Annotated in this window: 13 protein-coding genes; 6 read left to right on the top strand and 7 right to left on the bottom strand. The window is 71.2% G+C overall.

The window, feature by feature from the left end; all coding sequences use genetic code 11:
- Positions 1-74: 74 nt before the first annotated feature.
- From ACIPPS_RS21170 to ACIPPS_RS21160, 3 genes are all read right to left on the bottom strand, one after another.
- Positions 75-725, bottom strand: coding sequence for a hypothetical protein (locus ACIPPS_RS21170; protein WP_401434186.1), 651 nt, complete (start codon positions 723-725; stop codon positions 75-77).
- Between the two features lie 172 nt (positions 726-897).
- Positions 898-1,593 carry a GntR family transcriptional regulator gene (locus ACIPPS_RS21165; protein ID WP_401434183.1) on the bottom strand — a complete coding sequence of 232 codons (696 nt, stop codon included), beginning with the start codon at positions 1,591-1,593 and terminating at the stop codon, positions 898-900.
- Positions 1,594-1,664: 71 nt separating this feature from the next.
- On the bottom strand, positions 1,665-3,026 hold the full coding sequence (locus ACIPPS_RS21160) for an aspartate aminotransferase family protein (RefSeq protein WP_401434180.1): 1,362 nt from the start codon (positions 3,024-3,026) through the stop codon (positions 1,665-1,667).
- 183 nt (positions 3,027-3,209) lie between these two features.
- Between ACIPPS_RS21160 and ACIPPS_RS21155 the strand changes: the two genes are divergently transcribed.
- From ACIPPS_RS21155 to ACIPPS_RS21145, 3 genes are all read left to right on the top strand, one after another.
- On the top strand, positions 3,210-3,803 hold the full coding sequence (locus tag ACIPPS_RS21155; RefSeq protein ID WP_401434177.1) for a DJ-1/PfpI family protein: 594 nt from the start codon (positions 3,210-3,212) through the stop codon (positions 3,801-3,803).
- Positions 3,800-4,291, top strand: a complete 492-nt coding sequence (locus ACIPPS_RS21150) for a MarR family winged helix-turn-helix transcriptional regulator (RefSeq protein WP_401434175.1) — start codon at positions 3,800-3,802, stop codon at positions 4,289-4,291. The genes ACIPPS_RS21155 and ACIPPS_RS21150 overlap by 4 nt, the downstream gene beginning before the upstream one ends.
- Positions 4,292-4,443: 152 nt before the next feature.
- Positions 4,444-5,700 carry a serine hydrolase domain-containing protein gene (locus tag ACIPPS_RS21145; RefSeq protein WP_401434172.1) on the top strand — a complete coding sequence of 419 codons (1,257 nt, stop codon included), beginning with the start codon at positions 4,444-4,446 and terminating at the stop codon, positions 5,698-5,700.
- 23 nt (positions 5,701-5,723) lie between these two features.
- On the opposite strand, the gene ACIPPS_RS21140 is transcribed toward ACIPPS_RS21145, so the two are convergent.
- Positions 5,724-6,947 (bottom strand): hypothetical protein, encoded by a 1,224-nt coding sequence (locus tag ACIPPS_RS21140; protein WP_401434169.1) that lies wholly within the window; start codon positions 6,945-6,947, stop codon positions 5,724-5,726.
- Positions 6,948-7,039: 92 nt separating this feature from the next.
- Entirely contained in the window at positions 7,040-7,432 is a 393-nt protein-coding gene (locus ACIPPS_RS21135) for a hypothetical protein (RefSeq protein WP_401434167.1), read from the bottom strand.
- A gap of 182 nt (positions 7,433-7,614) precedes the next feature.
- Here ACIPPS_RS21135 and ACIPPS_RS21130 point away from each other — a divergent pair, with 182 nt between their 5' ends.
- Both ACIPPS_RS21130 and ACIPPS_RS21125 read left to right on the top strand, forming a co-directional pair.
- Entirely contained in the window at positions 7,615-8,451 is an 837-nt protein-coding gene (locus tag ACIPPS_RS21130; RefSeq protein ID WP_401434164.1) for a helix-turn-helix transcriptional regulator, read from the top strand.
- Positions 8,448-8,684: a DUF397 domain-containing protein gene (locus ACIPPS_RS21125; protein WP_401434162.1), complete on the top strand. Its 237-nt coding sequence runs from the start codon at positions 8,448-8,450 to the stop codon at positions 8,682-8,684. The genes ACIPPS_RS21130 and ACIPPS_RS21125 overlap by 4 nt, the downstream gene beginning before the upstream one ends.
- An 80-nt stretch (positions 8,685-8,764) precedes the next feature.
- Here ACIPPS_RS21125 and ACIPPS_RS21120 read toward each other — a convergent pair whose 3' ends face one another.
- Together ACIPPS_RS21120 and ACIPPS_RS21115 are read right to left on the bottom strand one after the other, a co-directional pair.
- Positions 8,765-9,646 (bottom strand): glycoside hydrolase family 19 protein, encoded by an 882-nt coding sequence (locus ACIPPS_RS21120; protein ID WP_401434159.1) that lies wholly within the window; start codon positions 9,644-9,646, stop codon positions 8,765-8,767.
- A 229-nt stretch (positions 9,647-9,875) separates the two neighbouring features.
- The gene (locus ACIPPS_RS21115; protein ID WP_401434157.1) at positions 9,876-10,817 is read right to left on the bottom strand and encodes an NADP-dependent oxidoreductase; all 942 of its coding nucleotides are present in this window, start codon (positions 10,815-10,817) and stop codon (positions 9,876-9,878) included.
- A 177-nt stretch (positions 10,818-10,994) separates the two neighbouring features.
- On the opposite strand from ACIPPS_RS21115, the gene ACIPPS_RS21110 reads away from it, so the two are divergent.
- A complete protein-coding gene (locus ACIPPS_RS21110) occupies positions 10,995-12,515 on the top strand; it encodes a substrate-binding domain-containing protein (RefSeq protein ID WP_401434154.1) in 1,521 nt (506 codons plus the stop codon).
- The last annotated feature ends 35 nt before the right edge of the window (positions 12,516-12,550 follow it).

Here is a 12,550-nt window from a genome sequence, read left to right as displayed (position 1 = left end):
GCGCCCCCGTCGGCTCCGGGGGCGCCCTTCCCGTCGTCCGGCCGCCCGTCCGCGTATCCGGTCGGCCGTCCGCGTCAGCTCAGGATGATCATCGAGCCCTGGCCGAGGCTCCGGGTCGCCGCCGCGTGCAGCCCCAGCCAGACATGGCGCTCGCGCGCGAACGGGCTGTCGTCGTACGCGATCGGCCTGGCCGGCTCCTCCAGCGAGGTCGGCCGCTCCGGCGGCACCGGCGCGGGCGGCGGGTTGCCCGCGTCGATCCCGATCGCGGGCGCGACGAACTCCAGTTCCCGCAGCAGGCCGTGCGAGGACCCCAGCGGGCCGCCGCCCTCCAGGAGTTCGTCGCTGGAGAGCGGCGCCGGGAAGTCCACGGGCACGTACGCCCCGGCGTGGTCGTAGTGCCAGACGAGGTGGGACTGCTGCGCGGCCGACTCGAACATCTCCAGGAGCTGTTCGTAGTCGCCGCCGAGCTCGTCGACCGGCTCGACGGGCAGGCCGCACAACTGCAGCAGGTAGGCGCGGCGCAGGAAGTGCAGGGCGTCGTAGTCGAACCCGGCGACGGGCGCGACATCGCCGGAGAGCCCCGGCATGTAGGCGTACACCGGCACGGTCGGCAGGCCGGACGCGGTCAGGGCCTTGTCGTAGGCGGCGATCTCTTCGGCGAAGGGGTTGTCGGGGCTGTGGCACAGCACGTCGACCAGAGGGACCAGCCACAGGTCACAGGCCAAGGGACGCTCGCTCTCCGTCAGTTGCAGGGACGGCCAGGGTAGTCGGCGCGGTGCGCACCGCACACCCGGTGGGGACCTGCCCCCGGGCGCCCTCCCCGACACCCCGCCGAGCGGTGCGATCGGCCGGTTCTCGATGCGATCGGCCGGTTCGCGGTGCGATCGGCCGGTCCTGTCACGCCGTGCGCGTCTCCAGGTGGTCCGCCCACTCCAGCGACTGCCGGTTGTACGCCCGCATGACCTCGGCCGCCGCGACCGCGTCGCCCAGGGTCAGCGCGTCCACGAGCTCCACGTGCCCGCTCCACAGCCGGCCGAGGACGTCCCGGTCGGCGCGCAGGTACGGCACGGAGAAGACCCAGGCCTGGACCCGGAGCCGGTGCAGGAAGTCCGCGATGTAGTCGTTGGCGGAGACCAGCCGGCCCAGCTCGCGCCAGTAGCGGATGTCGTAGCCGATGAGGATGTCGAGGTCCCCGGCGCGGGCCGCGCGGGCCGCGGCCTCGCCCCGGCGCCGTATGGAGACCAGCGCGACCCCTCGGGAGACGTCGGGGCCCGGCGGCTGCACGGCGGGGTCGTGGCGGCGGAAGATGCCGTCCACGACGAGCATCCGGGCCTCGACCATGCCGCGGTAGTCCGCGATCGTGAACTGGTGCACGCGGAAGCCGCGGTGCTGGTCGGAGTCGAGGAGCCCCTGCGCGGAGAGGTCGACGAGGGCCTCGCGGACCGGGGTCGCCGAGACGCCGTACTGCTCGGCGATCTGTTTGACGGTGAACTCCTCGCCCGGCTGCAAACGCCCGGCGAGCACCTCGTCACGGAGCGCGTCCGCGATCTGTCGCCGCAGGGTGTTGCGGGTGACAGCTCCGCTCGCGGGCATGATGGTCGGCCCCCTCCGTCCGGCTCTGGGACACCCTAGACCAGACGGAGGGTCCGACTCCGTGACGATTCCTACACCGTGTGCTCGTCGGCCACGCTCAGCGCCGCGTCGAGGGCGGCCAGGCCCTCCTTCGCCTCCGCCTCGCTGACGTTGCAGGCGGGGACGGCGTGGGTGCGGTTCATGTTGATGAAGGGCCACAGGCCGTGCTTCTTGGCCGCCGCGCCGAAGGCCGCCATGGGGGCGTTGGCCTCACCCGTCGCGTTGTACGGGACGAGCGGCTCGCGGGTCTCCCTGTTCCTGACCAGGTCGAGCGCCCAGAACGTGCCCATGCCGCGGACCTCGCCGACCGACGGGTGGCGCTCGGCCAGGTCGCGCAGGCCCGGGCCGAGGACGGTCTCGCCGATGTGGGCGGAGTGCTGGACGACCTTCTCGTCCTCCATGACCTCGATGGTCGCGACGGCGGCGGCGCAGGCGAGCGGGTGGCCGGAGTAGGTCAGACCGCCCGGGTAGGGCCGCTTGTCGAAGGTGGCGGCGATCTCCGCGTTGATCGCGACGCCGCCGAGGGGCACGTAACCGGAGTTCACGCCCTTGGCGAAGGTCATCAGGTCGGGCACGACGTCGAAGTGCTCGGCGGCGAACCACTTGCCGGTGCGGCCGAAGCCGGCCATGACCTCGTCCAGGACGAAGACGATGCCGTACCTGTCGCAGATCGCGCGGACGCCCGCGAGGTAACCGGGCGGCGGGGTCATGATGCCGGCGGTGCCGGGGACGGTCTCCAGGATGATCGCGGCGATCGTGCCCGGGCCCTCGAAGGCGATGGTGTCCTCGAGGTGGGCGAGGGCGCGCTCGCACTCCTGCGCCTCGGTCTCGGCGTAGAACGGCGAGCGGTAGAGGAACGGCGCCCAGAAGCGCACGACGCCCGCGGAGCCGGTGTCGGAGGCCCAGCGGCGCGGGTCGCCGGTCAGGTTGATCGCGGTGGAGGTGGCGCCGTGGTACGAGCGGAAGGCGGAGAGCACCTTGTGGCGGCCGGTGTGCAGCCGGGCCATCCGTACGGCGTTCTCGACGGCCTCGGCGCCGCCGTTGGTGAAGAAGATCTTGTCCAGGTCGCCGGGGGTGCGCTCGGCGATGAGGCGTGCGGCCTCGGAGCGTACGTCGATGGCGAAGGCGGGCGCGAAGGTGGTGAGCTTCGCGGCCTGCTCCTGGATGGCGGCGACCACACGGGGGTGCTGGTAGCCGATGTTGGTGTAGACGAGGCCGCTGGTGAAGTCGAGGTACCGGTTGCCGTCGTAGTCCCAGAAGTACGAACCCTCGGCGCCGGCGACGGCGAGCGGGTCGATCAGGCCCTGGGCGGACCAGGAGTGGAACACGTGCGCGCGGTCTGCGGCCTTCACGGCCGCGCCGGCCTGGGGATCGGGTTCGACATGAGGGGTCATGCCCCCAGGGTAAGGACGCGCAGGTCGGAGCGGCCATGACCATCTTGTCCACCGAGACCGGGGCGGACGCGACACGTTGCCGGGAGGTGATTCCACGCACGGCGACCATTGACAGCATCCTGTCGACATGACAGCCTTCTGTCATACGAGAACGGCACCGCAAAACCGCGCAGGAGGCCCACCATGCCCCGCACCGTCCACCTCGCCGTGTACGACACCCTCGCCGACTGGGAGACGGGTCACGCCACCGCCTGGCTCGCCCGCTCCGGCTTCACGGTCAGGACCGTCGGGCCCGTCGCCGACAAGCCCGTCGCCACCATCGCCGGAACCCGGATCCTCCCCGATCTCGCCCTCGACGACCTGCGGCCGGAGGACAGCGCGCTGCTGATCCTCCCCGGCGCCGACCTCTGGGACACGAGCGACGACCTCGCCCCCTTCGCGGGCGCCGCCCGCCGCTTCCTCGACGCCGGCGTCCCGGTCGCCGCCATCTGCGGCGCCACCGCCGGACTGGCCCGCGAGGGCCTCCTCGACGACCGCGCGCACACCAGCGCGATCTCCTTCTACCTGGCCGCCACCGGCTACCAGGGCGGGCAGCACTACGTCGACGCGGACGCGGTCACCGACGGCGATCTGATCACCGCCGGACCGACCGAACCGGTGGCCTTCGCCCGCGAGGTCCTCGGGAGGCTGGGCGCCTTCGAGGGCGCCAGGCTCGACGCCTGGTACCGCCTCTTCCACGACTCGGACCCGGCGGCGTACGAGGAGCTCAACGCGTGAGCCGGGAGCAGCAGGACGCCCTGTCCCGTACGGCACTCGGCGTCTTCCGGCTGAACGGCCAGTTCCTCGCGGTCTCCGAGAAGTTGGCCGCGCCCGCCGGCCTGACCGCCGCGTGGTGGCAGGTCCTGGGCGCCGTCCTGCCCGAACCGCTGCCGGTCGCCGGGATCGCCCGCGCCATGGGCATCACCCGGCAGAGCGTCCAGCGGATCGCGGACCTGCTGGTGGAGCGGGGGCTCGCGGCGTACGAGACCAACCCCGCCCACCGCCGCGCCAAACTGCTCGCCCCGACCCCCGAGGGCCGCGCCGCCGTCCGGCGCATCGACCCGGGCCACGCGGAGCTCGCGGCCCGCCTGACGGATGCGCTCGGAGGCCTGGACGCCTTCGAGGAGACCGTGCGGGTCCTGGAACGCCTCTCGGGGGCGCTGGAAGCGGTGGAAGCGGCCGGGGCGGAGGGGCGCGGGGCCGGGGCGGTGGGACCGCAGGGGTAGAAGCGGCCGGAGCGGCGGCAGGGCGGACCCGGAGCGACGGATGTGCGGGGAGCCGGGAGCGGGTCCCCGGAACGTTCTGGGCGCGCGGTGCCGGGACCCCCGACCTAGCATGTTGATGTTGCCCCCGTCCCTGACCGGCAGGAGGGCGCCTCATGAGATCCACCCGGCTCCGGCTGCGCAGCGCCTGCGCGCTCGCCGCAGCGGCAGGCATGCTCGTCGTACCGACCGCGGCGGGCGCCGCGTACGGAACGGCTCCCGCGGCCTCCCAGGCCGCCGCCACCGCCGTCACCCCCGCCACCGCCGTCCCGCAGACCGACGACGGCGAGTTCCCCGAGCTGACACCGGCCGTCGCGGCCGAGATCGACAAGGCGGTCCAGGACACCATGCGTCAGACGCGGGTGCCCGGCGTCATCGTGGGCCTGTGGGCCCCCGGCAAGGGCAGCTACGTCAGGGCGTTCGGCGTCGCCGACGAACAGACCGGCACGCCCATGACCCCCGACCTCAACATGCGCGTCGGCAGCGTGACCAAGACGTTCACCGTCACCGCGCTCCTGCGCCTCGTCGACCAGGGGCAGTTGGGCCTGGACGACACCATCGACCAGTACGTCTCCGGCGTCCCGAACGGCGAGCGCATCACCTTGCGCCAACTGGCCGGCATGCGCAGCGGGCTCTACAACTACGCCGACGACCCGGACTTCAACAAGCGGCTCGACACGCTCCCCACCGAGCCCTTCACCCCACAGGACCTGCTCGACTACTCCTTCAAGCACGGCGTGCAGTTCGCGCCCGGCTCGACGTTCGAGTACTCCAACACCAATCTGATCCTCCTCGGCCTGGCCATCGAGAAGGTCACCGGCCGACCGCTCCAGGACGTCATGGAGGACCAGGTCCTGGAACCCGCCGGGCTGCGCGACACGATCTTCCCGACGACCCCGGAGTTCCCCGAGCCGCACGCACACGGCTACACCGCCCAGACGACCTCCGGGGAGATCGAGGACGCCACCGACCTGAATCCGTCGTGGGGGTGGGCCGCCGGGGCCGTCATCTCCAACCTCCAGGACCTGCGCAGCTGGTCCCGGACCCTCGCCACCGGCACGCTCCTGACGCCCGAGACCCAGGCGGAACGGCTGGACACGCAGCCGATCGGCATCCCCAACGCCTCGTACGGGCTCGGCATCTTCGACGTCAACGGCTGGATCGGCCACGACGGCTCCACGCTGGGGTACGAGAGCCTGGTCGTCTACCTCCCCGAGGCACGGGCGTCCCTGGTCATCCTCCTCAACACCGACGTCCTCACCGAAGGCAAGGAGCCGAGTGCCTTCCTCGGCCAGGCGGTGACCCGGGTCGTGACCCCCGACCACATCTACCCCGGCCCCACGCCGGTCGCGCCCCTGCGGAGCGGCGGCTGACCCGGCCCCCCGGCCTCGGGCGGTCAGATGCCGCCCGAGGTCTTGAGGATGTGGGTCGCGATCAGCTTGAACTCCTGGAGCGTCTTCTCGATCTCGGACGCGTAGTCCGGGGCATCGACCGTGACGGGCCAGTCCTGGTCCGCCGCCCGGTAGTGGGCGGTGATCTTCTTCGTCCCGGCGAAGCGCAGCTTCACCCCGGCCGGCCAGTCCCTCGTCATCAGCAGCAGCCCGTACGGCTCGAACCATCCGGGCAGCACGAGCGAGGTGAACCCGCCGGCCCCGCCCGGCGGGATCCGGTCGGCCGGTACGTCGGACTCGTACGCCCGGCTGCCCGGGCCGAGTGTGGCGACGTCGGCGCCCGGCCGGTCGATGATCGCCATCGCCGTGTTCTCCGTACGCGCCTGGAGCAGCGCCGTGTACCGGGCCACGACCTCACCCTGCGCCTCGGAGAGCTTCTGGTTCCGCATGGCGTTCACGAGCATCCCGAGCAGGCTCGCGTCGCCCGCCGCGTCCCGCCGCAGTCCTTCGAGCTCCGTCTCCGAAAGACCGCCGCCGTCGGTCACCTCGGCGAGGTCGGCGAGGATCATGTCCTCGTCCTGGGGGCGTTCCATGGCGACGCTGAAGCTGCCGTTGTTGCGGGAGGTCAGCGAGTTCGTCACCACGTCCTGGAGGGCCTCGTGGTCCGTCGCGGTCCGCGCGTCGAGCACGTTCACGGCCAGCGCCGTGGTGTCGCCGAGGTCGTTGGACCCGGTGTGCGCGATGCCCTGCTGCCCGAGCGTCCTGCGGCCCAGGATGCCGCTGGAGTTGATCGAGTGCACCAGGTCGATCATCGCGGCGATCCTGTCGACCTCGATCGCCAGCTCCTCGCCGTCCTTCACGTCCAGGGACGCGCCGAACTCGGGTCGCTTGAGGTAGTTCAGCACCCTCAGACCCGTCTCCGAGAGGAGGTCGCCCACGTCGCTCGCCGCCAGCACCTGGGCGGGGTCCTCGACCGCCGTGCCGTCGACGGTGATCGCCCGCTGGACCGGAAGGCCGTGGGGGTGGTCGTGGCCGTGGCCGTGGTCCTCCGCGTGGGGCGCGTGACCCGACCGTTGCAGCCGCTGCACGACGTTCGCGTTGCCCACCGTGCCCTGGAGGTGCAGGAGTTCGTGCCGGTGCCCGGCGGGCCCCGGGCCGGACCGGGCGACCCCGCGCCTGATCCGGCCTTCCTTCTCCTCGGTGGCTTCCTTGGTCTGGCGCTCGCGCATCGGGCTCCGCCCCTCCGGGATCGTCGGCGATCTCCGACTCAACCCCACGAACGTCCCGCCACGGAAGGTACGCAAGGGCACATAAGGAGGGGTCACCCGTCGGTCGACGACAGCACTTCCGTGCAAGCGCTCCGCAGCAGGAGGGTGTGGACGAACCGGTCCGGCTCCGTCGGCGGAAACCGCCACGACAGCGGCCAGGTCCGCCCCGTCAGCGCCGGCACCGGTACGTACCCCACGTGGGCCGGACCGGACGTGAAGCGCGTCGCACCCCGGGGCCAGGACCGGTGGGCGGTCGTCCCGGGCGGAACGAGGAAGTAGACCCCGCGCCGCCCGTTCGCCTCGATGACGACCGGCCCCGGGTCGCCGCCGGTGAGCTCTTCCATGCGGTCGGCGAGGCGTCGGCCGTCGGTGCCGTCCACCCGTACCGCGTCGAATTGCACACCGGCCTTACGGAGCTGGAATCCGGAAACGGGAATCCAGCACATGTTCGCTCCACCATTCTCTGAATTCACGGGGACAGTCTGGCGCGTCCCCGCTAGCGTTTTCCACGACTGAGAGGACGCGTCGGCAACCCCTTGACCAGCGCCAACGCCCCTTGTGGTCAGTCGAATTCGGCGGGGAGCGGTTGAGACCGGTTGAGACCGGTTGAGTTCGAATGGGGAGCGCGATGGCGCGATCAGAGAACAAGGAATCGGTGGGTCCTGCGGCGCGGATGGTGGCCGCCGTAGCGAAGAAAATGCGGCTACGGAAGGGGCTGACGCAGGAGCAACTCGGCTCTCGCATGGGGTACACGGGCGCGGCGATCAGCGCGATGGAGCGCCTGCTGCATCCGGTGAGCGACGAGATGATGGTCAAGCTGGAAGAGGCACTGGGGGACGGGACGGGCGTCTTCGAGGAGATGCGGGAGCTCGTACGGCTGGAGAAACTGCCGGAGCAGTTCCGCGACTACGCGCCGATCGAGCAGAAGGCCACGAGTCTCAACCTGTTCTCGATGCACAACGTGCACGGTCTCTTCCAGACGGAGGCCTACGCCCGGGCGCAGATCGCGGGCGGCTACCCACCCCCGTCCGACGCGCGCGTCGAAGAGCTGGTCGAGGCGCGCATCGCGCGCCAGGCGCTCTTCGACAAGGACCCGATGCGACTGATCGAGCTGGTCCTGGACGAGTCGGCACTGGGCAGGAAGTTCGGCAGCGACGAGATCATGCGGGCGCAGTACCTGCATCTGGCGGAGTGCGCCCGCCGGAAGAACGTCACCGTACAGATCCTGCCGATGGATGTCGGCCTGACCGGCGAGAACGCCGGCGATCGCGGCATGCTGAACGTGATCGAGACCGCTGAACACACCCGCCTCGTCTACCTGGAGATCCAGGACGAGAGCGTGATCATCACCGACCCGGTGAAGGTGCGTACGTACGCTCAGCGCTATGCGAAGATCCGGGCACAGGCCCTTGGCACGCGCGAGTCGTTGGGTCTCATCGAGCAGTTGGCGGGAGAAGGTAGATGAGCGAGACCCTGCGCTGGTTCAAGTCCAGCTACAGCAGCTCCAGCGGCGGCGACTGCCTCGAAGTCGCCTTCGACTGGCACAAGTCGTCCTACAGCGACAGCGGCGGCGGCAACTGCGTAGAAGTCGCCACCTGCCCCCACTCCGTCCACCTCCGTGACTCCAAGGTCACCGACGGCCCCACCTTCGCCGTCGCGCCGGCCGCCTGGAGCGCGTTCCTGGAGTGGCAGGACTGACGAGCGACGGCGGCTCCCGGTGCCTCCTCCGAGAGGCCCGGGAACCGCCGTGTCCGTATGCGCTACGTACCCCTGGGGCGTCAGCAGTACAGGTTGGCGCCCGTCGGCACGCCCAGGATCTGGGCGAACTGCTGGTACTTGGTGACCCGGCTCTGGACCTGCGCCGGGTTCTTGCCGTCGCACTCCAGCGCGCCGTTGATCGAACGGATCGTCTGGCCGAAGCCGGCGCCGTTGACCATGGCGTTGTGACCGGTCATCGTGCCGGGGCCGTTCTGGGTGTTCCAGTACCAGAGGCCGGTCTTCCAGGCGACGGCCGCGTCGCGCTCGACGCGGTACGGGTCGCTGAGGAGGTTGATGCCGAGGGCGTCACCGGCGGCCTTGTAGTTGAAGTTCCAGGAGAGCTGGATCGGGCCACGGCCGTAGTACGCGGCCTGACCGGCGGGGCAGCCGTAGGGCTGGCTGCTGTCGCAGTAGTGCGGGTAGTTGGCCGTGTTCTGCTCCACGATGTGGACCAGGCCGCCGGTCTCGTGGTTGACGTTGGCGAGGAAGGCCGCGGCCTCCTGCTTCTTCACCGTGTCGCTGCCGGTGTTGGCGAACGCCGGGTACGCGCCGAGGGCGGCGGTGAGGCCGCTGTACGTGTAGAACGAGTTCCGGCTCGGGAACATCTGGTTGAACTGGGCCTCGGAGACGACGAATCCGGACGGGTTCGGCGGGGTCGTACCGCCGCCGCACGCGCCCTCGTCGCGCCAGACGTCCGAGGAGCCGGGGCGTTCGTTCTGGGTCCACCACTTGGCGTACCAGTTGCGGCCGCTGTACGAGGCGGTCATGCCGCCCGTGTAGACGCTGGAGGAGTTCCAGGCGCCCACGCACGCGGGGGCCGCCCCCGCTGTGGTGGCGGGGACGATGACGGCCAGGCCGACGGCCGTGAGGAGCGCGGACAGGAGTACGAGCAGTCGTCGCATGATGCGCTAGCCCTTCCGTGGGGGAAGGCCAGCGAAGCGCCCTTGGTCTGGACCTGTCAAGGTCTAGACCAACACTTGTGACATATGGGGTTCCGGTTTCTTGTGGTGCCTCAACATTCGTGCGGGGTGCGGCCGTTGCTTCCTGCCAGGTCACCGCGCAGGTCGCGCACGCCGAAGGCGCCGAGTGCCGTGAGGCCCTCGGCGCCTTCGGCGCACCACGACGACTCGGTCAGATCATCAGGATGATGCGGCCGGGACGGTGCCCCGCCTCCGCCCTGCGATGGGCCTCCGCCGCGTGCTCCAGCGGCATCACGTCCGACACCCGGGTGATCAGCTCGCGGGCCGCCACCTTCTCCAGGGACTCCTTCAGCCGGGCGGAGTCCGGCTTGCCGAGGACGGTCTCCACCCGGATGTTCCGCTCGGCGGCCGGCGTGCGGTCGGGGACGAGCGCGATGTACGCGCCGTCGTCCTTCACGGCCTGGAGCAGCGGACCGCCGAGGAACGCGCCGTCGAAAGCTCCGTCCACCTTCTCCGGGACCGCCTCGGCGACCCGCGCGACGATCTCCTCCGGGGTGCCCCGCACGACGCAGTGCTCGGCGCCGAGGACCTTGAGCTCGTGCTGGTCGCCCTCGTGGGCGACGGCCACCACCCGCAGCCCGGCCGCCGCCGCGTACTGGACCGCCAGCCGGCCCACCACGCCGCTGGCCCCGGAGACGAGCAGGGTCGATCCCGCCGGGAGCGCGAGCCGGTCCAGACCGCGCTGGGCGGTGGCCGAGGCCAGCGGGAGGGAGGCGGCCACGGTGAACTCCACGTCGTCCGGGATCGGGGCCAGCCACTCCGGCTCGACCCAGATGACCTCGGCGTACGTGCCCTCGCCGGTCAGCTCCTCGAACCAGGGGACGAAACCGGCCACCCGGGTGCCCTCCGGCATGCCGGGGACCGGATCGAGCAGCTTGCCCGCGAAGTCCGTGCCGAGGACGAACGGGGGCGTCAGGGCGCCCATCAGCACCCCGTACCGGCCCGCGCGGATCCGCAGGTCGGCCTGGTTCACCCCGGCCGCCTTCAGGCGCACCCGGACCTGCCCGGGCCGCTCACCGGCCTCGGGCTCCGGCCGGCGGGCCATCATCAGGACCTCCGGGCCGCCGTAGGCGGTCACTTCGACGACACGCATGCGGTTCCTCTCCGCCTGGCCCCCTCGTGGCCATTACACCCACGCTCCCCAGCCCCGGCAACCGTTGTTCGGCCAACCCGTGCCGGCCGCCGGGGCCGGCTGAACGAAGGGAGAACTCCTGATGGCGGAATAGGAGCTCTCCCACAGAACCGCACACACGTCCGTACCGTCGCATCCGTGGACTGGCTCACCGCCGAGAACGTCATCGCCGTCGGCACCGCGCTCCTCGGTGTCCTCGTCTCCGCCGGCGTCATCGTGTACGAGCGCTTCCAGCAGCGGGGCAAGCGGCTCGGGTACCGCGTCCAGCTGAACACGCCCCTGCGCGACGGCGGCGAGACCGCCGGCACCCTGACCCTGCGGGACGGCGACATCGCCGAGAACGGCTCCACCCTGGTCCTGCTCCGGATCGAGAACGACGGCCAGCGCGACATCGACCACGGGGACTACCTGCCGTCGACCGAGTCCGAGGGGCTGAAGATCACCTTCAGCGACAAGGACGTGAAGGCCGTGGTCGCCACCATCCCCTCGGACTACGCACCGGTCCGGGACGAGATGCGGGCGGGGCCCGGGCTGCGCAAGCAGGGCACCTCCGTCCTCATGCCCAAGGTCTCCCTGGAGCGCAACCAGTACTTCAAACTACTCGTGATGCTCTCCGGCAGCGTGACGGAGCGCGCGATCCAGATCACCGGCATCCGGGACGCGGTGGACGTCCACCGCAACGTGTCCAGAAGCGTCGACGACAAGACACCGACCTTCAGCCCCGCCGCCCGGAACATCACCCTCGTCCTCGCCGCCTGTGTGGTCGCCCTCGCCACGATCATCGTCCGCAGCGACAACCCGCCGCCCATCGGCTGCGCCCGGGGCACCCTGAAGGTGACCGGCTCCACCGCCTTCGCCCCGGCGGTGCGGGAGCTGGCGCGGAGGTACGAGAAGGACTGCGAGGGCGCCACGATCGAGGTGGACGCCCACGGCTCGACAGCGGGGATACGGGAGCTGGCGGCGGCCGGCGCCGCGAACGGCAAGGGCGCGCCCGCGGTCGTCGCGCTCTCCGACGGCCGCAAGCCCGGCGGCTTCCCGCAGCTCCGCGAGAACATGGTCGCCGTCTCGCTCTTCACGCTGGTCCTCAACGACGAGGTACCGGTCGAGAACCTCACCCTCGAACAGGTCCGCGCCGTCTACCAGGGCGAGATCGACAACTGGAACCAGATCGCGGGCGGCCCGGACCGCCGGATCCTGCTGGTCAGCCGGGACGCCAACTCCGGTACGCGGGAGGTCTTCCAGCGCCGGGTGCTCGGCCGCAACGAGCCCGCGAACTCCTCCCGGGACTGCGAGAACCGGGACGACGCCGAGGCCGCGGTCACCCGCTGCGAACTGGACAGCACCGCGCAGGTGCTGGCCACCGTGGCCCGGCTGCCCGGCGCCGTCGGGTACACCGAACTCCGCGCCGTCAGCGGGCAGAAGGGCCTGCACCGGGTGGCCATCGACGGCCGCGTCCCGAACGTGGACGAGATCGGCGCGTCGACGTACCCGTACCGGGAGATCGAGTACGCCTACACCTGGGGCGAGCCGCCGGCCGACTCGCTGACCTCCAGTTTCCTCACCTATCTGCGGCAGGGGCCGGGACAGGACGTCATCCGCGCCCACGGCCATCTGCCCTGCGCGACGCCCAAGGGGCTGCGGATCTGCGGCGACGGATGACCTCGCCCCCGCCGGGCGGTCTGGCATCCTTCGAC

Origin of the sequence: Streptomyces sp. NPDC090127, from assembly GCF_044746945.1 — a bacterium.
Taxonomy (GTDB): domain Bacteria; phylum Actinomycetota; class Actinomycetes; order Streptomycetales; family Streptomycetaceae; genus Streptomyces.
This window is presented reverse-complemented; position numbering and strand designations above follow the sequence as displayed.